The 22,062-nt window shown below is 37.4% G+C and carries 14 protein-coding genes and 1 CRISPR repeat array; of the genes, 5 read left to right on the top strand and 9 right to left on the bottom strand.

Annotation, left to right across the window (positions count from 1 at the left end; all coding sequences use genetic code 11):
• The first annotated feature begins 804 nt into the window (after positions 1-804).
• Positions 805-3,588, top strand: a complete 2,784-nt coding sequence (locus tag K5X82_16055) for a glycoside hydrolase family 78 protein (protein ID QZT36741.1) — start codon at positions 805-807, stop codon at positions 3,586-3,588.
• Positions 3,589-4,055: 467 nt separating this feature from the next.
• On the opposite strand, the gene K5X82_16050 is transcribed toward K5X82_16055, so the two are convergent.
• Entirely contained in the window at positions 4,056-4,535 is a 480-nt protein-coding gene (locus K5X82_16050) for a hypothetical protein (protein ID QZT36740.1), read from the bottom strand.
• Positions 4,536-4,905: 370 nt separating this feature from the next.
• Between K5X82_16050 and ruvX the strand changes: the two genes are divergently transcribed.
• The gene (gene ruvX / locus K5X82_16045) at positions 4,906-5,319 is read left to right on the top strand and encodes a Holliday junction resolvase RuvX (protein ID QZT36739.1); all 414 of its coding nucleotides are present in this window, start codon (positions 4,906-4,908) and stop codon (positions 5,317-5,319) included.
• An 18-nt stretch (positions 5,320-5,337) separates the two neighbouring features.
• Complete coding sequence (gene def / locus K5X82_16040; protein QZT36738.1) at positions 5,338-5,895, top strand: peptide deformylase; 558 nt, start codon at positions 5,338-5,340, stop codon at positions 5,893-5,895.
• 801 nt (positions 5,896-6,696) lie between these two features.
• Here def and K5X82_16035 read toward each other — a convergent pair.
• From K5X82_16035 to K5X82_16020, 4 genes are all read right to left on the bottom strand, one after another.
• The gene (locus K5X82_16035; protein QZT36737.1) at positions 6,697-7,908 is read right to left on the bottom strand and encodes an IS256 family transposase; all 1,212 of its coding nucleotides are present in this window, start codon (positions 7,906-7,908) and stop codon (positions 6,697-6,699) included.
• Between the two features lie 885 nt (positions 7,909-8,793).
• Positions 8,794-9,424: a CRISPR direct-repeat array (repeat unit 25 nt; unit sequence GTTGTGAATACCTTTCAAAAACAGG).
• Between the two features lie 120 nt (positions 9,425-9,544).
• Entirely contained in the window at positions 9,545-12,913 is a 3,369-nt protein-coding gene (gene cas13b / locus K5X82_16030) for a type VI-B CRISPR-associated RNA-guided ribonuclease Cas13b (GenBank protein QZT36736.1), read from the bottom strand.
• Between the two features lie 15 nt (positions 12,914-12,928).
• On the bottom strand, positions 12,929-13,249 hold the full coding sequence (locus K5X82_16025) for a hypothetical protein (protein ID QZT36735.1): 321 nt from the start codon (positions 13,247-13,249) through the stop codon (positions 12,929-12,931).
• The gene (locus K5X82_16020; protein QZT36734.1) at positions 13,222-13,650 is read right to left on the bottom strand and encodes a hypothetical protein; all 429 of its coding nucleotides are present in this window, start codon (positions 13,648-13,650) and stop codon (positions 13,222-13,224) included. The genes K5X82_16025 and K5X82_16020 overlap by 28 nt, the downstream gene beginning before the upstream one ends.
• Before the next feature lie 449 nt (positions 13,651-14,099).
• Between K5X82_16020 and K5X82_16015 the strand changes: the two genes are divergently transcribed.
• A complete protein-coding gene (locus K5X82_16015) occupies positions 14,100-14,576 on the top strand; it encodes a hypothetical protein (protein ID QZT36733.1) in 477 nt (158 codons plus the stop codon).
• A gap of 150 nt (positions 14,577-14,726) precedes the next feature.
• Entirely contained in the window at positions 14,727-17,330 is a 2,604-nt protein-coding gene (locus K5X82_16010; GenBank protein QZT36732.1) for an alpha-L-fucosidase, read from the top strand.
• A gap of 48 nt (positions 17,331-17,378) precedes the next feature.
• Here the strand turns inward: K5X82_16010 and K5X82_16005 are convergent, their stop codons facing one another.
• From K5X82_16005 to K5X82_15990, 4 genes are all read right to left on the bottom strand, one after another.
• Positions 17,379-18,101: a LytTR family DNA-binding domain-containing protein gene (locus tag K5X82_16005; protein ID QZT36731.1), complete on the bottom strand. Its 723-nt coding sequence runs from the start codon at positions 18,099-18,101 to the stop codon at positions 17,379-17,381.
• The gene (locus K5X82_16000; GenBank protein QZT36730.1) at positions 18,088-19,164 is read right to left on the bottom strand and encodes a histidine kinase; all 1,077 of its coding nucleotides are present in this window, start codon (positions 19,162-19,164) and stop codon (positions 18,088-18,090) included. The genes K5X82_16005 and K5X82_16000 overlap by 14 nt, the downstream gene beginning before the upstream one ends.
• Before the next feature lie 16 nt (positions 19,165-19,180).
• The gene (locus K5X82_15995; protein QZT36729.1) at positions 19,181-20,512 is read right to left on the bottom strand and encodes an outer membrane protein transport protein; all 1,332 of its coding nucleotides are present in this window, start codon (positions 20,510-20,512) and stop codon (positions 19,181-19,183) included.
• Positions 20,513-20,637: 125 nt separating this feature from the next.
• Complete coding sequence (locus K5X82_15990) at positions 20,638-21,999, bottom strand: DUF4270 domain-containing protein (GenBank protein ID QZT36728.1); 1,362 nt, start codon at positions 21,997-21,999, stop codon at positions 20,638-20,640.
• Between the last annotated feature and the right edge of the window lie 63 nt (positions 22,000-22,062).

The raw sequence follows: 22,062 nt of genomic DNA, 5'->3' as shown, positions 1-22,062 counted from the left end.
CAAAAGAATTGAACCAAAAATGTCAAAAATAATCAACCAAAGTTACTTATTGCTTTAAATCTGCACGAATCATCAACAAAAGAATATCTGAGCTTAACTACTGAAGACAAAGGATATGGAAGATTTGAAAAAAGAACTTATTCCTTTTTTTAATATATCTACTCTACAACTAGATAAACGGTGGTCTGTATGTGGAATACAATCAATGATTAAGGTTGATCGAATACAGTCCATTTTAAAAACAAAAAAGTCTTAGTTGAGAGTTCATATTATATAACGAATCGACCTCAGGTTGGAATTTGTAAATGCTATAAGAGGGCCCTGGTCAATCAAAATAAGCAACTAGATCCGAGATATTATATTTGGAGAAGATAAAATAAAGTGTTCTAATTATGACCAAGCAAAAGGCATGGCTATACTATTATCTACAGTAAATAATTTAGAAAGAGGGTCGAATCTCGAAACATAAAGGCCCAGAGAGAACTGTTCTCGTCTAATATTAAAAAGATGACAACTTTATTTAAGCATTAACATTTTTATGGAAAAGCCCTGAACTCATTACGAGATTCTTATTAGTAATAGAATATGCATTAAACTAATCTACTATAGAAATAGTGCTCTATTTCTGCAGTAGATTATAATTTTGGGATCATCTGTTATATCTATATTATTATCTATATGAAACGTATTAATGCTCCATTATAAGATTAAATAATTTTACAATCACACAAAAACTGGTACTTATTGGAGCCAAACACAGACACGACACATCACAATAAATAGAAAAACTTTAAACGACTACAGATGATAAAACCAATTATTCTATTTGCATTATTTCTTATGTTCTACTGTAAGACCTATGCACAACCACAAAAAGCTATATCACATCTCGAATGCGAATATCTAACAAAACCTCATGGACTTGACACAACAAACCCACACTTTAGTTGGCAACTAAATCCACAAAGTATAACTCAACAAAAATCATATCGTATTATGGTTGCAAGCAACCATGACCTCCTTAATGATAACACCCCTGACCTATGGGATTCTGGGATAATCAATGATGATGCTTCAACAAATATTACCTACACTGGCAAACAACTCAAATCATTTCAATCATGTTTTTGGAAAGTCCTTGTATGGGATAATAAAAGAAAAAAACCTTTTGAAAGCGATGTATCTACATTTGACTTAGGACCACTTTCATCTCAAAAATGGAAAGCAAAATGGATTGGTGCCAATAAATCTATACCCAAAAATAACTTCCCTATCTTCAGTAAAATAGTTGAAATACATGAAGACTTTGATCGTGCAATTATAGATGTTAACTGCCTAGGATATTTTGAACTATATATTAACGGAAAAAAAACATCTAAAGACATACTAACTCCATCAGTTTCTGACTACTCTAAACATTCCCTATATCTCACCTATAATATTAAGCCATATCTACAATTAGGAAAAAATACAATCACACTATGGTGTGCACATGGCTGGTATCGTAACAAATCAAAATCTTACGGAGTAGATCATCTAATTCCATTAATTAGGGCCCAAATAAGATTATCTTATAAAAATAGACATCAAACTATAGGAACAGATACATCTTGGTACTGCAAAGCCTCAAATCGAAGTTATATTGGAGGATGGAAATGGAATAATTATGGAGGAGAGAAAGTAAACCTAAATAAAATGACCGATTTAAACTCACATAAACTAACTAAGAATAAAGGCTGGATAAAAGCGAGCTACTATAACGTCTCATCCAAACCTGCAATAAACCAACGCAACAATCCAACATATCTACAAGATACTATCACACCACAAAACATAAAAATAATTAACGACAATGAACTTCTTGTCGATTTTGGAAGACATCTAACCGGATGGATTAAATTAAATCTTCCAAAAGAACAATGTGATTCAATCATCCACATTGAATATATTGATAGAATTCTAGATATTAAATCTATTACAAGTGTTAGAAACAGCAGAATGATCAAGGCCTTCAATAATACTGAGTGGAAGAAAGGTTATCAATCATTCTCACAAATAGATCAAGTCATTTCTTCTCCTCAAAAAAATGGCACATTCCAAAATAAATTCAATTATAGAGGATTCAGATGGGTAAAGATTTCTGGTTTGCATAAACTAGATAAAAAAAAGATTCAAGCCTTCTCTCTTTATGAGAACAACAAGAAAATGTCTGAATTCACTTGTTCTAATCCACTGTTAAACAAGATATGGGATGCAGTTGTAAATACTTATCGTGCATTAAATTATTCTGGATATGTTGTAGACTGTCCTCACAGAGAACGATTTGGTTATGGGGGTGACAGCCATTCTAGCTTAGAAACAGGAATGTCAATATTCGATCTTGCTGCATTATCAAACAAATGGGCAATCGATTGGAATCAAGGCATAAATGACAATGGTATGTGGCCCCATACTATCCCCGAAAGCAATATTCACAAAAATAAATTTAGCCCAGGATGGGGTGGATTTGGTCTATTCTTACCATGGAATGCTTATCGATACTACGGAAACTTTACCACTCTCAAAGCATCTTACCCACAAATGAAAAGATGGATGTCATACATGAAGTCAAAATGCATCAACAACATTCTTTGTCAAGATTCAACACTATCAAAGAAAGAACGATTATGGAGTTTCCATGGCGACTGGGTTGCTCCACACTATGGTATGTCACCAAAACATAGAGTAGACTCACTTTCAACCGCATTTTTCAATAACTGTTTTTATTTATATGACTTAAAATTGATCTCAAAAATCGCATCAACTCTCGGGTATGAACAAGATGCGAAAAAATATAATGAGATGTATCAGATTTCAAGAAAAGCCGTCCACAAAAAATTCTATTCATCAGAAAGAGGATGCTATGTAAACGGAGAACAACCATATCAAGCATTTCCTCTACTCGTCGGTGTCGTACCAGCTAATCTTACCGATAAAATAGACAACTATTTAGAGAATCTTATCTTAGTAAAGAACAAAGGCCATCTAAATAGTGGAATGCTCGGTACATATTTTCTTCTTGAATACCTTATGCAATCTGATCGAAATGACCTAATCTACACCATGGTCAATCAAAAGACATTTCCTGGCTGGGGCTATATGATAGAAAATGGTGCCACAACAATATGGGAACAATGGAATGGAAATAATTCACAAATGCACAACTGTTATCTATCAATCGGAAAGTGGTTTATTCAAGGCATAGGAGGAATTCAACTAAAGGATAATACTTATGGTTTTAGTCATTTTGTTATTAAACCTTGTATTATCACTGGATTAGATCATGCGAAAGTAACCTATGACACTAGATACGGGACAATTTCCAGTCAGTGGAATAAAAGTCAAAACCTATTTACTCACAAGATCACTATTCCTACAAACACAAAAGCCGATTACACATTACCGAAAAATTTTCATGGAACAGTGAAGGTAAATGGTAAGAATTACAAAACCTTAACAGATAAAGATAAGAATTCATTTATAACACTTCCAACAGGAACATATGAAATAGAATTAGGCTTAAAAACAAAGTTTCCTATAGCGAAATAACAGACTACAAATAAATGAGTATATTCTAAAACTCATAAAATAAACTCTCACCATTTGGTATTATTATGAAAAAACATACGTTTTTTCGTAATAATACCACGAATAAAGCATCCTACATGACACAAATTTCTCTAAAAAATATTGCATCTATACTATCACATTTAATCTACACCTCTTAGACAAAATTATGAATTGATACACAGAAGTTCTCACCAACCCACAAATCAAATACCGAGCAATAATTCTGAACCGCTTGACAGGACATTGTATTTACATATTAGATACATATTTTATTTAATATGTATTAAAGACTAATAGGGACAAAAAAATAGAAAAACAGTACAAGAAACGAGTTTCTTAATATATAGAAGTATCAATATGATAACAAGCAAAGACCCTCCTACTAGGTAGAAGAGTCTTCATGAAATATCTTAATTGTAGGGCCATATAGCCCCTATCACTAATTGCTATTTAGCACACTCTGTACACGTACCCCATTCGGTAGTACAGATGTCTTTAATGACGATTCCCTTATAGAAGCCAGACTCCTGCTTGGTCCACGTCTGCCCATTGTCACGTTCCATTCGACTTGGCTCGTCACTCGGAAGAAGGCGCTCCCATTTCACATGAACAATAATCGGCTTACTACCACCATTACCATCCACATTTTCATTTACAAAGAAAGATACCCCTTCACACCCCATTTCGCCTTTAAAGACGAAATCAGCGAAATATGAGTTCAATGGAACATTGATATCCTTCAAAAAATATTTAAACTTCTTACCGACATAAGCTTCCTTTCGATTGTCGAAATTCGTCTTTATATACTGTAAGGTATCTCCTGCAAAAGCCTCTATCGGAGTGTAGCCCTTGTTGTTTCGCAACAAACTACATGATGAAATCATCACGATAGAAGCAAAAAAACAGATAAATGTAAAAATCCTCATAATGGTTCGACTATTTTGATAATGAAAGACCATTTATTCTTCTCTATCTAGGGCTCAAATTGCATTCATTCGATTCGTAGGTATTCCTTATTATGTTACCTAAACCCTTGTAAATACGAAAGAATAAAAAAAAAAGAACCCATCCAAAAAATATGACGACTAAATCTCCATTGACCATAATTTTTTAGTATAAAATAACAAATATCATTTATTGTCATACTACGAAAACAGGTAAAAAAAGTAAGACATTCATCATACAAGAAGCCTTATGTTAACCAAAACCCCTGTAGCACAACAGTAAAAGAGTAAAAAATCTTATTTAATTACTTCCGACACTCTCACAATTCCGCTATATTTGCAAAAAAAAGTTTTGGGAAGAATATTAGCAATAGACTACGGTCGTAAAAGAGTGGGTATCGCAGTGACCGATCCAATGCAGATTATCGCCAACAAACTCACTACTGTTCCTGCACATGAAGTAATCAAATTCCTAGAAGATTACTTTAAACAAGAGGAGGTCGAAAGAGTAGTGATTGGATATCCGCTACAAAACAACGGACAGCCCTCTCAATCGGTGGAGTATATCAATCCATTCATTAAGAACTTCATTAAGAAGTTTCCCGATATGCCTATCGAGCAACACGACGAGCGTTTCACTTCCAACCTAGCTTTCCGCGCCATGATTGACGCTGGGCTAAAGAAAAAGCAACGCCAAAACAAAGCCACTGTAGATGCAGTAAGTGCTACCATTATTCTCCAATCCTATATGGAATCGAAAAAATAGTTTAGACGTAAATAAGATATGATACTACCAATCACATTATACGGAGATCCTGTTCTAAGAAAGGTGACTCCAGAAATAGATAAGGACTATCCAGAATTGCAAAGCCTTATCGGCAACATGTTCGAAACCATGTATAATGCCGAAGGAGTAGGTCTTGCTGCACCACAAGTTGGACTAAACATCCGCCTGTTTGTAGTCGACGCAACCATCTTAGCCGATGAAGACCCTCAGCTGAAAGATTTCAAAAAAGCGCTGATCAATCCACAGATTGTTGAGCGTACTGGAGAATTAGAATCAATGGAAGAGGGATGCCTTAGTGTTCCAGGTATTCGCGAAGACGTAACTCGCCCTGGCCATATCCGAATCCAATACTACGATGAAGAGTGGAATTTCCATGATGAAACATACGATGGCTTTGCTGCACGCGTCATTCAACACGAATATGATCACCTTGACGGAGTGATGTTCGTAGACCATTGTTCTCCTTTGCGTAAACGCTTTCTTAAGGCAAAACTTGCAAACATTACCAAGGGAAAAGTGAAAGCATCATACCAAGTTCGTCCTCCTAGACGATAACCGTTGGTGTGAAAACCCTTTACACCTCTATCATCACATCACACAACCATAAATGTAATATGTGGAAGTGTCTAGGCGACGAATGTACAAACAGCCATAAGCATACCGTTAAAAGTATCTTATGGCTGTTTTTTTATCCCCCCCTCCACCTCTATTAAATTGTCAACACACAAAACAGTCCACCTCAAAATACAAAGACAAAACCAACAACACACTCCTCAACACCATTGCCACATGTAATACAAGGAAGAAATTTCACTATTGCCACTACGAAAGATTATATCTTCCCCTTTTGTAGTGGTGTCATAAACAACTTTAAAGCTCTCATGATATTAAAAATAAAGATATGACGGGATCGGTATCAGAGAGCAAGTTTAGGTAGTGTAGATTAAACTCGTCTGAACTATACCAACCCCCACTCCTTTATATCTCCTAGCACCCTGATAGGGGGATGGTAGGTGTCTCCTCCTACCTTTGTCCATGTTTCGTCCATGGTTCCTCCATGGTTTGTCCATCGATTTCGGGGGTATTGGTGGCTGAACCATGGACGAAACATGGCTGAATCATGGACAAAGGTAGGGGGAGGTACTACTTAGGTACGAAGGAAACACGGAGGGGTAGTGTAAATTAAACTCTGTCTGGGTTATTTTTCGTAGTGATTTTAAATATACTGTTTTTAAATCCCTGTAAGTGCCTTTTTGAAAGTTTTCTTCAATAAAACAAGGGCAGTGAGGTACGAGCTGTTTATTACACCCTTTTTTTATTGAATGAAACTATTCAACCTTTGCATCTTATGGGGCTTTAAATGTCAACAGGCATTCTTTCCCCATATTTGATCCTGAGCTGCTGTATAATCGTAGTCCAGTTCTCGATTGATCGATTCCACTTCTTCTGGATATCCATTGTTGCTAGATATATTAACTTCTTCAATGCCATATCATTGGGAAAGACTCCTTTTGTTTTGGTAATCTTCCTAACTTGCCTATGAAAGCCCTCTACTGGGTTGGTTGTATATATCATTGTTCTTATTGATTGTTCAAACTCAAAGAAGGCACTTAATTTATGCCAATTGCGATTCCACGATTCAATAACTATTGGATACTTCTCACCCCATTTTTGCTCTAACTCTTCTAAACGACTCTCTGCTTGTTCTTTGTTTACAGCCTTGTAGACAGGTTTTAAATCTGCCATAAACTCTTTCTTGTATTTATGGGGTATATACTTCATGGAGTTTCTTATTTGATGTACAATACAGGATTGCACGGTAACAGATGGGAAAATTGACTCAATAGCTTCGGCAAACCCTTTTAGGTTATCAATACATGCAATCAATATATCATTTACTCCCCTGTTTTTAAGGTCAGTCAGTACATTTAACCAAAACTTAGCCCCTTCACTCTCTGAGACATACATGCCAATAAGATTCTTGTGGCCATTCTTATCAATGGCTAGAACATTGTACACAGCTCGGCTTACAACACGTCCTTCGTCTTTGACTTTATAATGCATGGCATCAAGCCACACGATGGGATATACTTCATCTAATGGCCTGTTTTGCCACTCTTTAACCATAGGTATAACACGCTCTGTTATCTCACTTAGTGTTGTGTGTGAGATATTCATATCATAGATCTCTTCTATATGACTCGATATATCTCGAAAGCTCATTCCTTTACCATATAGGCTTAGAATCTGACTCTCCAGAGTATCACTCATTATACGTTCACGCTTCTTAATGACTACTGGTTCAAAATTATTATGGCGGTCTTGTGGCGTGTCAATCTGAACTTCCCCTGATAGTGATTTAAGGGTCTTTTTCCCTTTACCGTTACGCTTATTGCCTCGACTACGCTCTTGTGAATCTAAATAGGATTCAATCTCTGCTTCTAACGCGGCTTCAATAAACTCTTTAATCAATGGTGCAAACGCTCCTCCCTTACCTGTTAAATTGCCTCCATTACGGATCTGATCTAACGCTTTAATTCTTACTTCTTCTAAATCAACTCTTTCCATGTCTACTAATTTAAGAAAATTTAGACAGAGTTAATTTTACACCGTCCACGGAGGAGGTCCTTTGAAGCTACATATCACTAAAGTGTGATTTGGTGAAGTGGGGTTTGTGGATATGTAACGGAGTTGTCCCATTGTGCTGATCAATATACATTCTCTAGCTTTTGGATGCTACGTGTATTGAATTCGTGTCATAGATGTATTTAAATATATAAAAATATGGTGGGGATACAAAGACTCAACACCTATATATTTGAAATATAATGCATTGAACTTACTTTCGGCTAAAAAGTAGTAGAAAGCAGCCGTAAATATCCACCTCTTTTTCTCGGCAAATAACCTTTTGGCTTGTCACTTCTTTTCTCATGTATTCTATTCCTTTAATGATGAGATGAGCTATAGGTGTGGAATCTCTAGAGGATATTTAGAAGCGGTAAGCAATAAGATAAAACCATTGTAAAGAGAGGCCGATAGTGGTCGTGACATAGAATATACGATGTTAAAAACAGAGAAGTGGATGAAAGTATATCTGCAAAATGTGGATGAAACAGAATGAACGAATCCGACAAACCCTCCTTGTTTCAGCCCCATGTGATTACAACAATGCACTGAGAGTGCTAAACTTAAGAGCTTATTGTGTTTGGTAAATAGATCTATAACGATCGTACTTACATCCCTCCTCTGTTTTTTCACCTATATGCTAGCGCTTCACACTAGGCTATTAACTGCGGCGCCTTTATCGCAATATTGTTGTAATCCGAATACCATGAGGACTTTAACTTTAGCACCCCCCTATCGATATAAACTTCAAGGTCTTCAATGGTGTAAATAGATCATTTTTCTTTACGCTATAGTAATCACTACAACATAAAATCAGTTCCAACAAGTGTTGTAAATACCTTTCAAAAACAGGTATATCCCAACAGATTCATATGATAAAATGTGTGACTATAAGTTGTGAATACCTTTCAAAAACAGGTATGTCCCAACTCGTTAACAGTAACAGATGAAGCGAATATTGTTGTGAATACCTTTCAAAAACAGGTATGTCCCAACTGTAAGGTCTTGTGAGTTTATTAGGTATGTGTTGTGAATACCTTTCAAAAACAGGTATGTCCCAACAGAAGTTCAGTTCTTCAACCTTGACTGTGTTGTTGTGAATACCTTTCAAAAACAGGTATGTCCCAACCAACGAATTGGTAAGATCAAGCGAAATAGTGTTGTGAATACCTTTCAAAAACAGGCATGTCCCAACTACATATGAAAAAATTCATCATCTTAGTGTGTTGTGAATACCTTTCAAAAACAGGCATGTCCCAACAAATTATCAATTGACGGTAAAGTGTTGCATGTTGTGAATACCTTTCAAAAACAGGCATGTCCCAACGAAGGTGCTGCCGCATATGATTGTTATGCGGTTGTGAATACCTTTCAAAAACAGGCATGTCCCAACTATTCAACCCCTGTCGTAAAAACATTTGGGGTTGTGAATACCTTTCAAAAACAGGTATGTCCCAACCTACTTTTAAATGGTATCCATTCAATGGGTTTTGATGCCCATTTCAACGAAATAAAAATAGGGTTTTTGTTTGATATTTTCATGGTCATAGGTCATTTTTTCTATCCTATCGAATTATGTTTAATTTCTTTCTAATTGCTTCAGGGCTCCTATCAATGTATTTGCTAAGCTACGACTATAAGTTGTTTTGGCATGGAGCTGTAATATTCCGATCTCCTTAAGTTTCTGCAAAAAAGATACGTTTGGTAGTTGGGAGTGGGCAAATTTATTCCGCAATAGTACTGCGGTCAAAATATATTTCTCTAGTTTGTTGAAGGTTCGGTTTTTGTTGTATGGTTTCTCATCGATAAAAGCATTGAGTGTCTGTTTGAACTCATCGGTTATTTGGTTGTGATAATAGGCGAACAGCATGGTTTTAAAATTGGGATAGCCATTGTGCTTGAATGCTTCGGGATAGACGGATTCCGGATAACCTTTTTTGTTTCGATAGCGTGTTAATAGGCCTTTCTCGAAAGTGAATAGTTTTTCCCAGATCTCGTCTCTTTGAATGGTCAGATATGCGTCTTTCCCACTGAATAGCTCGTGATCGATGGTTTGGTTGTCCCAATGTTTGTTGGGATCATAGCTTTGTAGGGTTTCTACCAGAGGGTCACGTCGTTTGGCACGATAATCTAGTAGGTCGCCAAGTTGTATTTTTGCATCGGTATGGTGAGACACAGGGATCTCTAATCGATAGAGGCTGGTGTGTTTCGTCAGGTTGTCATCCATATTTCCTTTTTCTCTTTTCGACTGTTTCAGGGCACTCTCTTGTTCCGCTTTTTTTTGTGATCCAGAGATGTAGACCTCACGCAGGGATAGCTCCTCCACGCGTTGTTCCATTTGGTTATCGGCACAGGCAGTTTGGTTCAACATATATTTGACCATCCACCATATCGCCTGGTCTTTGGTTTGCTCCTTACGTATTTTGGACATCTCCTGATAGTGGTACTTCTTCTGCAGTTCTTGGTCACTCTTGTTTTGATGTACATCCTGTTTACGTAGCGTCTCCAGTTCATCAGAAGGGATCTCGATAGATTCGGGGAGCTTATTGTAGAAACTTTGGTAGTCCGCTTTAGGATAGCGATAGGTTTCGACAAACCAGTCGGCATACTCATCGGGATGGGTATCGATACGAATTCCAGAGACTTTGGGATGGTAGGTTGGTTTGTCGTCGAACAGCCCACGAGGAAGCGCAGGAACTTGTTGCTGCAACTGTTCTAGGTAGTTCAGGTAGCTGGTGGTCTTGAATCGTTTTGGATTCATGTATTCGAACAACGGATGTTTAAGGGGAATATCGGTGGTTGGATCTTTGGTAAATTGTTCCAGTTGGTTGATTTCGAAATCGAGAAAAGATCGGTAGAAGGTGATAAAATCAGCTCCTTTGAAGGCCATTAACAAAGCTTGCCTCCAAGGTCGCGATGTTTTCTCTTTTGTCCATACTCCCCAATAGAGTTTATTTAGTGATGCCAAATCAAAGTATTTTGCACCCAGCAGGGCTTGCAGTTCGCGATGGTGGTAGCCTTTCCATTCGCTGCGTACGTTTTTTGGCATCCAACGCACCAGCTGGTCGGCAGTCCACGAAGCCAGTGTTCCTCTAATGCGATCCGATAGAAAACGTTTGTCTCCGAGATCCTTTAACCTCTGCTGGCGATCTGCCACACGCTTATGTATTTGCTTGATACAGGCTTCTTTATCGACTTCCTCTTCGGTGTCCGACGTTTTATGTTGTTTCTTCCATCTTTTGAAAGAGAGTAGTTCGATATAGGAATGACAACGCTTCACATCATTTTCGAGTCCCTCGGTAGGCTTAGGTAATATTTTGTCCTTGCTCTCTTCGTTTTTGATCAGATGACCTAAAGCCATATGACGACCATTGATCCAAGAGGCAAAACACGCTTGAGACACATCTTTGTCAGTCTGCTTCTCTTGTTTTAGAAGCATATGTAGCCATGCCACAAGATCGTGTGTAGAGATTACGCAGTGGGTCCAATGCTCCTTTTGTGTATCGGAATCACTCAGCTTATTGCGGATATCGTTTTTTAGTTCGCTACCATAGTAGGTGTTGTTCGTTTTTGTTGAAGTGGTCTTTTTCTTATCCTTGCCCTTTATGGCAAGACATATCTTACGGTCTTCGATGTGATAGGATGGGTTGGGAAACAGTTCTAATGACTTACTGTTTGCATCGGAGGTTTGCAAAGCTTCTTTGTTTCGACATACGGTGGAGAGTCGTTCGAAGAGGTAGATGGGGGTTTTTATCTCACGAGATAGCACTTTGCCATCCATATCTTTCTCTCTGCGATCTTTTAGATGGTTGCCAGCATAGACTTGAAAGCGTATGCCTTTGGGTTGGATCACCTCGTCGATAAAGCGTATGGCAAAATATGGAAATTTGTCTTCGTAGCGTTTGCGCACTACAAGGTGGGAAACCAGCTTATTCTCTATATGATTCCCACTGTATGGTGAGAAATAGTCGTTCAAATCCATGACAAACTCCTCTTTTTGGGCCTCGGTGAGGTGGCGATAGAGGGCATCAGGCACACAGCTCAGATAGTCGACCATCTGCATCATCAAGGGAATACGGATGTTCTCGTGATGGGAGGCCACTTTGTTGCGTAGCCCACGGAAACAGAAAGAGGTGAAAGCCCAACGGGTAAATTGATAATAGATCTTGGATGTGTCCTTAAAGCCTGTCTCTTGACTCAATAGCTCTTCGGCTTTCTTTTTATCAAGGAATTGCATCAAAAGAAAGAGATCGTTAAGCCCAAGAGAATCTTTAGGCGCTCTCTTTCCATTACAACATTTATGAATATCAAACTCGTTTTGTTCGAAGTGTTCTATCTGTTGATCGAGAAACTCTTCGCGAACCTCTTGGTCTGTCATATGGGTATATTGTTCGCGAATGTGATGCACCTCCTTTTTGAAATCGTCGCTTTGTGCTTTAGAGAAAGGGTAAGGACAGGCAAGTGGGTTCGCACGTTTGTTCTTCTCTCGATAGATGGCACGCTTGAAGAGATCAGGAAGAAGGCTTTCGATTACGTCCTTATTGTAAGGAATAGGTTGGTTGTAACCCCCATGACTACAGTTGTTTCGAAGAGCGTTTAGACGCTCTAATATTAGATCTAAGGCCTTAAAAACCTTCTCATGGATATTTATACCATCAGAGCGCTTATCCTTCTCGTAATAAGCTCTTACGGGCACCACAAGAGGAAAATAGTTTTCGATGGCACGAAACAGTTTTTCTTTATCGCTTAATGCCATATTGGAATTATAAAGCGTTTTGAATCTTTTGCCCTCCTTTACTCCTAGCGATGTTCTTTGGTGTATTTCTTTGATTCCATTTTCGATATGGTGGATGGCAAGGTTGAAATAGATGGTATATTTCGCTTTTGCCTTTGGCTCTGTCAGATTGAATTTCTCGCTGTCTTTATTGTAGTGTGTTTTGTTGTTCATATATCAGAAGCTGGTTTATGGGTTAAGGGTTTGATGTTGTTTTTCGAGATGGATAAAATAGCTCCAATAGAGATTGTGAACCATTCGTTTGCGGTAGTGTTGCCCAAGACGACTGAATAGGATAAGTAGGATTACCGCAGCAGGAAGTATCATCCATATAGAGTAGTTTGCGCTCCATGTGTTGCATAGAGATATAGATGATATGACGCCAGAGGTGATGGTTAGTATGGCTACCGCAATAAAAGACTGTCGAAAGAAGAAGTAGAGAGAGTGGTTGGATAGCACTGCTCCATTTTTGCCTTCATAGTCTAGGAGGTAGTAGGCATAGTCGTACAATTCTTCTTGTGCAGTATGGCATTTTGCTTTAGGGTATAATCGGCTTCCAGGTATTCTTGTTTGGAATAGAAATGTGCTTTGGTGTGTTGTTTTTCTTGTATGCTATTGAGAAAAGTGGCATCCCATAAAACAGAGACCGCATCGTTGTAGTATATTTTCCCGACAGGTTTATAGAGTTGGCTAAGCATTTTAAAAGCTTTCGATTTGACCAATAGGAAACTTATAGCGAATAGCAGAGCACCCAAAAGAATGGAAGCCAATGCAACAGGGATAAGGGATTCTTTCCATTCGATATCGATGGTAAAGAAATTCCAGTTCTTATTGATTGCTTGTACCCCATACAGAAGCATTGCACCAGGTAGAAACATTCCGAGGGTGTCGTAAAGAGAGAGTTTATTCATATAATCTAGATATTAGAACCTAAATTTACTAAAAAAATTATAGCTGCAGTTTCGCATGATCTTTAGGTTCGTTAACAGACAAATCATTACCAACTTTTTGAGACATTTTGTTTATTCCATAAAACAATGGCATGAAACAAACAACTCCTTTTAAATCAATAAATAACAATCTTTACTCACTACTTAAGATTTGTGTAATGATGGTTCGAGGATGTTAACAATATTTCAATCTATATTACTACGCAGAAAGCTTATAAAGTAATTTCGACATCATTAAAAGAGTGTTTATCTATCTGTGATCACGATTATATAGAATAAAAAGAACATTCGAGAAGATGCTTTAAGCAGAGAGTTATTGGGTTGGCAAGGATAGATCGAATTCCTAGAACTAACACATCTATGAATAAAGCATTTACAACATTTAATTTTACCTTACAGAACATACTATTATGAAAAATTATTACCCAATTTACTTCAAAGTATTGGTTTTGGCAATACTTATGGGGGTACAGATGCTTTCAAATCCCAATATGGCATCTGCAAAGAATGTGTTTGTTTCAACATCGGGAGATGATGTTAAAGGAGACGGAACGATGTTGAATCCATATGGAACAATAAAAAAGAGTTTAGAAAGTATCGTTGCAGGTGATACGATCTTTCTTCGTAAAGGACACTATATAGAAGAGACATTTGTGAAAAACGTGTCGGGGACGGAAAAGAAGCCTATTGTTATTACAAACTACCGTAACGAAGAGGTGGTGATGGATGCGAGTCAACCAGTGGATAAACTAAGTAGTGGAAAATGGGAACACCATCAAGGAGAGATCTACAAAAGAAAACTGAATGGGATCATATCTCAAGTTTTTGTGGACAATGAGTGGCAGATGCTCGCAAGGTGGCCTAATGCTAATTTTAAAGATGTGTAGATGCTATTCTGTTTAATAGAATGAATAATGAGAACGGTCTTAATACCATCAGGTGTAAATATATCTAAAAGGAGAAGAGGTTATAGTTACAGCATAGTATCGTCACATAAATAAAGATGAAATAAATAAATAAAGATGAAATAAATAAAGATGAAATATATAACATTATTGCTTTGCATTTTGTGTCTGAATTCATCGACGCAAGCTTCAGATACAGAACGATATAATGCAGACTGGAATTCTCTGCAAAAACATACAGTACCACAATGGGCTAAAGATGTAAAATTTGGCATTTATGCTCACTGGGGCGTCTACTCCGTTTCAGGGGGTTGGGATCATACTAGTCCCAATTGGGCTAATGACTATATTACAGGATATCTTAAATATTACCATACGAATCCCAAAGGAGAGATGTATCAATTATTCAATCAACATGTTGGAAACATCAACGAGGGAGTTGGTTATAAAGATATGGCTAACCTATTTAAAGCGAAGAAATTTGATCCAGTATATTGGGCCGATTTGATAGAGAAATCAGGAGCGAAATATGCAGGAATTGCAGCGGTTCATCATGATGGTTTTTGTATGTGGGACAGTGATATAACTGATTTATGTATTGGGAAGTTGGGAGCGAAACGAGATGTAATGCAGGAGCTATATGACGAACTAAATAAAAGAGAAATAAAGACTATTGCGACATTCCATCATGGAAGAACCTACGCTCATTACCAAGCAATAAGAAACAGGTTTAAGAACAAAAAGATTTATGATAAAATAGATCTATTTGATCCTCAACTTCGTAATTATTACTGGTTTATGGGAACAGAAGATGAGTTCTCACAAAATAGATATGATCTTACTGTTGAGTTTATTAACAAATACAAGCCAGACATATTATGGTTTGATGCAGGAGGAGGAAAGTTCTCTACAGAGAAGATTCTTTCCCACTTCTTTAATATGGGAATAGATGAAAAGAAGGAGGTCTCTGTTCACAATAAGGGAAACTTTGGAAAAGAATTCGGAGTATACAGTTATGAGAATGGCTCTCATAGGGCTTCTTTTATAGACTGGCCATGGGAAGATGACACCCCGAGTGCTGTGGGATGGTGTGATTGGCAATGGGCAAATAATATTGTGTATAAAAAACCACGTCATATTATTGTTAGACTATGCGATTTGGTATCAAGAAATGGAGGATTATTGTTGTCGATGAACCCGCGCCCTGATGGAACTTTTGATAGAGAGCAAGAAGAGCTTCTTTTGGAGACAGGCAAATGGCTAAAGCAGAATGGAGAAGCTATCTACAACACAACCCCATGGGCCATATATGGTGAAGGACATCTAGAGAATCTATCTTATGTTCAGATAAACCCAAAGAATGGGAATAGCTCTCGTGAGATTCAACCGAATACAGAGTTATTCAATAAAGAGGATTTTAGGTTTACAATGAATGGGGACTCGTTGTATGCTATGGCTTTAAGTACTGATTACACAAAAAGTTGTTTAATCAAGACATTGAGTTCTGATCTTAAAATCAGTAGCAATAACCAAATCACCAAGGTTACTCTTCTCGGTCATGGTGAAGTCACATTTAATAGAACAAAAGATGGTCTTCTTATTCATCTACCATCCTCTCTACCTAACAAATATGCTCTGGTCTTTAAAATTGAAGTGGATGAGGATTTAATTAAAAGAGAGAATGGTTATCCTAATTCCATCGTTGAGCATCCCCCTTTGACAATAAAAGCAACTAAAGTATCTCGATATGATGTTAAATTCGAGTGGGAAGAAAGTCATGATAATTTTACAGGATATTTTGTAAAATGGGCTCACAAGGGACCAGATGTGGTAAATCCAGTGAACGGCTTTAGATATACAGATAACTGTTCATATATAAATAAGAATAATAGATCTTTTGATCACAATAAGCTAAGCCCATCCACAACATATAAATATAAGGTCTTTCGATATATTGAAAAAGATGGAAAGATCTATTATGAACACAAGGGATCAAATAAGATTGATGCAACAACACTAGAAGCAGATATATATAAAGCGGTAAAAGTTGTTAGGTCTTCGAAAGTATTAGATATGATCTCACTTTCAAACATACACAATGATGAAGACAGAGGGACTGGAGGCTACCTAGATTATAAAGCCAAAGTTATTGATCTGATTCCTGGTAAAAGTTATGAAATGAAGATTGAGTATACTATTCCTGATAAGTTCAAACAACCAAAGATATCAATCTGGATAGACTTAGACTTAGATGGTTTTATTGATTTTGAGGATGAATGCATTAAGAGTGCAGTACTTGACAAGAACCTAAGTTCTGTAACACTTAAACTTACTACTCCTAAACACATCAAAGACAATGCACTATTACGTATTGCATGTTACTCTTCCGACAGACTTAATTTCATGGAAAGACTTCGATTTGTTCATATTGAAGATTACCTGACAAAAACAGATTTGAAGATCAGTACTAATGTAAATAGTTTGATCAACTACAACAGTTATAATATGTCAGAGCGACACTTTACAGTTAGTCCAAATCCTGTAATTAATGGGTTCTATATTCATCAAGATGACATCCAACAACATTCGTATGAGATAATTAATATAGAGGGAGAGGTGGTTTCCTCCTTCACTACCAATGGAATTGATACGATGATTAATCCGCCTCTTAAAAAAGGGATCTATATCATAAGGGATCGTGATACCCAAAAGAGTATAAAAGTAATTTTTCAATAACGAAATAATACAATTGGATTAATAGATAACGTTGGTTACAATGAAGTGTTAGAATAGATTTTCCAACACTTCATTCTTGTACATCTTACCTATGGGGATTCGTGCATTATCTATTTCGAGCTGGTTGCCATAGAGTGATTTCACTTTATCACGATTAACAACAAAAGATTTATGGACACGGATAAACTGCTTCTCGGGTAGTGACTCTAAGAGGTTCTTGAAAGACATGAGGGTGCTGATATTCTCTTGGGCGGTGTGGATAATGAGGTACTCGCGTGACCCCTCGATATAGAGAATATCCTCAAAGGCAATACGATAGAGACGATGTTCACTCTTGACCAATAGATGTTTGGCAGAGGCACTACTGGATGAGATGGTTGATGTCTCGGGGGATGCTGCTTTTCTTACCAAAAGAATTTGCTCTTGTGCTTTGACGGCGGCCTTAAGAAATCGTTCAAATGAGACGGGCTTCAAGAGGTAGTCAACGATATTTAGTTCATAGCCTTCGATAGCATACTGAGGGTAGGCGGTGATAAATACCACCTGTGGTCTATAGTTAAGTGATTTGATGAACTCGATACCGGTCAGTGTAGGCATCTGAATGTCAAGGAAGATAAGATCTACCTTATCTTCTTGTAGGTACAACAGGGCTTCTTGGGCATCTTTAAAGGTTCCTTTTAGATCGATAGAAGGGATCTTCTCCAGATAACCTTCGATAAGCAATCGGGATAGTTGTTCGTCGTCAACAATAATACAGCTAATGTTCTCCATATAACATCAATACAATTTTTATATCTATAATATAAACATTCGTTTGATGCTCAATGTTTACAATACTTCGGTCGCCATATAAAGATTCTAAACGTTCGAGAACATTTTTTACACCAATACCCCCTACTCCATCTTTCTTCTTCTGTACTTTACCTATCGAATTGATACAACGAAAATGTATCCTTTCGGTAGAGGCAAACAACTCAATATCTACATACCCTTTCTCGGCATCTTCAAAGTTACCGTGTTTAAAGCTGTTCTCGATAAAAGGAATCAATAACATCGGGGCAATTCCCACATCGTCTTTGATATCGTAGTGGAAACGGACATTATCGATGGTATCGTCTTTTAACTTCACCAGCTTAATATAGTGGGTAATATAGTCGACCTCTTGCGAAATACTCACATAATTTGAGTTGCAGTCGTAGATCACATAACGTAACAGTGACGAAAGGTCAAGGATGCTCTGCGAAGTCTTATCAGACTTTACTACCGAGAGGGTAAATATGTTGTTTAAAGCATTGAATAGAAAATGAGGGTTAATTTGTGTCTTTAATAGTTGAAATTGCGATCTTCTAAGTTGATGACTCAACTCTAACTCCTTCTTCTCCTCTTTAAGTCGAACTTCATAGAGGTAGAACATGGAGCTAAAAAACAGTATTGTTAAACATGATAGAAAGTTGGAGAAGATATAATTTACATTCTTCGCCAACACATCTTGAATGTTTATGTCTAGATGTTCAAAAAGTGTACCAAAAGAGATAAAGACAGAACGATGGTATATAACCGAAATGGTTAACACGAAGGTTATCAGCAATATATTAATAGATAGGTATTGCCAAACACTTCGTTTATTAAAGTAATTTGGCAAAAGATAGGAATAGTTTACATAGAAGAGAGGGATCTGTAAAAACAGTGGGATCATACTAAACCATGGAAGTTGTATGCGATCACGAAAACCTATAATGAATAAGTACATCAATAGAAGGTATAATCCCCAAAAAAGTATATGCCAAAGCCACTTACGTTGTTTTACAAATCCCTCAATAGATCTCTTCTTCATCTTATCTCTTCTTTGTTTAGTCTATCACTCGTTTACGGAACCATCGGTCAGAAAGACTGAAGGTAATCATACATTGTGCATAGTTTTCAAGAATCATACCATACTGGTTCGATCCTCGCTGTCCATAAACAAAGGCGACATCGATATAGCTTAAGCTACGACGAATGGGAAATCCTAAACCCATAGATACCGACCAATCTTTCAGTTGGTTATGTCGTACATTCAGATAACCATCGTCATACTTAAAACCTAAACGATAAGCGATATGATCTTTGTATTTTAGACTCTCTCTATTGTTTACGTATTCAAAACCGACATTAAAGATGTTCTGATTGGTGTAGTTGTAGTCGGAATTATTAGATTGGATGTCCCCCCAATTGACTCGTTGGTAGTCTAATGCGACCACCAGATTATCCGATAACATATAACTTGCTCCTACAGAGTAAGAGCTTGGAAGGTCGATAACAGCTGCACTCGAAGATTCATTCTTAATGGTATCGTTAATACCGGATGCACTTGAGTTATGTACTATTTGTTGGTGGGAGTCTCCTGAAAGACTTGAGCTAGGAGCAAACTTAGCCCCAAGAATAAGCTTACTGTTGTCGTTGATTGGAAGAGTGTATTGTGCTGAAATATCACCCGTAATTCCAGAGTAGTGCTCAGACAGTTCATCGGTGGTGATCTCTACCGATGAATTGGCATTAAATACTTGCTGTTTGGTAGAGGTCATCGGACCTACATATACAGAAAAGTTCACCCCGACAGAGAAATTATCCGTGATACTAAAGGCGTTATTGAAATAGAATTGAGATAGACCTCCTGAACCAGACCAATAAGTAGGATACTCTTCAAGTGTTCCCTCCACGGTATTGTAGGTGGTGATGTTATAACCGATAGATGAACGAGGGAAGACACCGAAACCACCATACCAATGTTTCATGATACGAGTGGCAACATTCAGAGAGGTGATGTTCCCATCAAAAGTCGTCTCGCTTTCTCCTTGTTCTGTCGCATAGGTAAATATCCCAGTGGCCCCGAGATCATAGAAGATTCGCACACTATCCAGAGCAGTGTACGAAGCTGCCATCTTAGGGTTAATTCGTTCGTTTGTTCGTATTCCGACACTTACATCCCCCATGGCTACACTACGTGCATTTATTCCGTATCCCGTTTGACCAATACCATACATAGAGTAAGGTGAGGAGGTGTTGTTTTGGGTATAAGCTAGAGGTGTAATGGTTAAGCCTAACACGACCACAAAGAGAGTTTTAATGATTGATTTATACATATACGATAAGATGTTTAAACTTATACCAATTACATCAATAGATGAGCTATATCCTTTCATTCTATTTTATTTATCCTTCGTTACAAAATATCACCGTAGGGAAAGACTATGCTTCTATTTTTTAGCCTTGTCTAAACAAAATATATCCACAAGCCTTTATAGATCATTTATTAATCCAATTGGCATTACTCTGATACTATATAATACAGTATTAGTTCAATATTGTTCTGATTTCCATTATCTATCACCAAGCGATCGACAGCCCTATTCTCTTCAAAAGAGGTGAGTTGTAGTATCAAACTACGATCCCACTCTTGATCCTCTCTAAACTCATTTTTAATGAAAGAGGTGATATCGATTCGATATTCGGTATTGTCTTCGTAAGCGGCATCTTCAAATAGATAACCCATAACAGGGGATTCGCCATCTTCGGAAAGAAGCTGACCTAAGACCTTGTTTTTCTTGTCTACGATATATGGGGAAAGCGTGGTCGGTAATCGAAAGTCGAAACGATTGAAACTACCCTTTAGCGGTTTGAACGTTAATATGGCACTGGCAATCATTCCAGGACCGATATATTGAAGGTCCTTCATATCCCTAAAGTTGAGACGTGTCACCAAACCATTACCACCTTGTACATAGGATACATCATCACTTTGGTTCGTAGGAATCGTCACTTCGTTATCGTGCTTTAAACCTTCGAGAGATGTTCCACTATAATCGGTAGTGAAAGTGTTGTACATATAATCGGAACGTGTATATTGTAGCGAGAAGCTTAGTGCTTCGTCACTCATCTTATCGTGGTAGTAGATCTTAATTTGAGGAGGAGAAGCTCCAGAACTGATAGAGTCTGTAGGTGCTTCAAATCCAGTAACAATTTGGGACTCGGCTCCAGGCACAATAACAATACCAGGTAGAATCTCTTTAAACTCATCTACATTGATTAGGGAATCATTCTGATCGTATGCCAAATTAAAGAGTCGTTTCCCTAACTCTTTATCAAGAGGTATAGAGAGGGTCGAATCTTTGCGGAAAGAGGGACGAAATACTTTCTTTCCTAATAACTTTTGTGGATCGTAATAGATCGTATTGGTATTATAGAAGGTAGAGGCATCATTACTGTAGTCGTCAGGATCTAGATACTCATCCAATGGATATACTTCAACATCTTGCATCGATAGCGTGTCTCCATAAAAGTAGCCATCAGAATGTAAAATCATAGTGATAGAGTCAAATTCAGCAGTAGACTCCATGGCAGGATAGAAGTTACAGATAAACTGCACTCGTGTTTGAGTCGTTGTGGTTCCAACCATTGGATCGATCAAATTACCGACAGTAACTCTCTCGGTATTTGTTGTTACCAATGAATCGAGCATGAAAGTAGAGACATCAATGGCAACCGTATCGATCATTACCACCCTTGAATCATCATCTACCAAATCATCCCCAAGCTCATACCCCATTCCGTCATCCATACATGAAGATAGAGATAACGAAAAAATAAGAAATATAAATAGAGCTTTGAATATTGAATTCTTTCTTTGCATTTCCAATATGATTAAATTCTAATGAATATTTACCACCTACTAATCTTAACCTTCTTATACTAA

This window comes from Prolixibacteraceae bacterium, from assembly GCA_019856515.1.
In the GTDB taxonomy this organism is placed as follows: Bacteria; Bacteroidota; Bacteroidia; order Bacteroidales; family Prolixibacteraceae; genus Halosquirtibacter; species Halosquirtibacter xylanolyticus.
This window is presented reverse-complemented; position numbering and strand designations above follow the sequence as displayed.

Coding starts and splice junctions, on each gene's coding strand:
- K5X82_16055 (QZT36741.1), top strand. CDS start 805: ATGATAAAACCAATTATTCTATTTGCATTATTTCTTATGTTCTACTGT.
- K5X82_16050 (QZT36740.1), bottom strand. CDS start 4,535: ATGAGGATTTTTACATTTATCTGTTTTTTTGCTTCTATCGTGATGATT.
- def (QZT36738.1), top strand. CDS start 5,338: ATGATACTACCAATCACATTATACGGAGATCCTGTTCTAAGAAAGGTG.
- K5X82_16035 (QZT36737.1), bottom strand. CDS start 7,908: ATGGAAAGAGTTGATTTAGAAGAAGTAAGAATTAAAGCGTTAGATCAG.
- cas13b (QZT36736.1), bottom strand. CDS start 12,913: ATGAACAACAAAACACACTACAATAAAGACAGCGAGAAATTCAATCTG.
- K5X82_16020 (QZT36734.1), bottom strand. CDS start 13,650: ATGAATAAACTCTCTCTTTACGACACCCTCGGAATGTTTCTACCTGGT.
- K5X82_16015 (QZT36733.1), top strand. CDS start 14,100: ATGAAAAATTATTACCCAATTTACTTCAAAGTATTGGTTTTGGCAATA.
- K5X82_16010 (QZT36732.1), top strand. CDS start 14,727: ATGAAATATATAACATTATTGCTTTGCATTTTGTGTCTGAATTCATCG.
- K5X82_16005 (QZT36731.1), bottom strand. CDS start 18,101: ATGGAGAACATTAGCTGTATTATTGTTGACGACGAACAACTATCCCGA.
- K5X82_16000 (QZT36730.1), bottom strand. CDS start 19,164: ATGAAGAAGAGATCTATTGAGGGATTTGTAAAACAACGTAAGTGGCTT.
- K5X82_15995 (QZT36729.1), bottom strand. CDS start 20,512: ATGAAAGGATATAGCTCATCTATTGATGTAATTGGTATAAGTTTAAAC.
- K5X82_15990 (QZT36728.1), bottom strand. CDS start 21,999: ATGCAAAGAAAGAATTCAATATTCAAAGCTCTATTTATATTTCTTATT.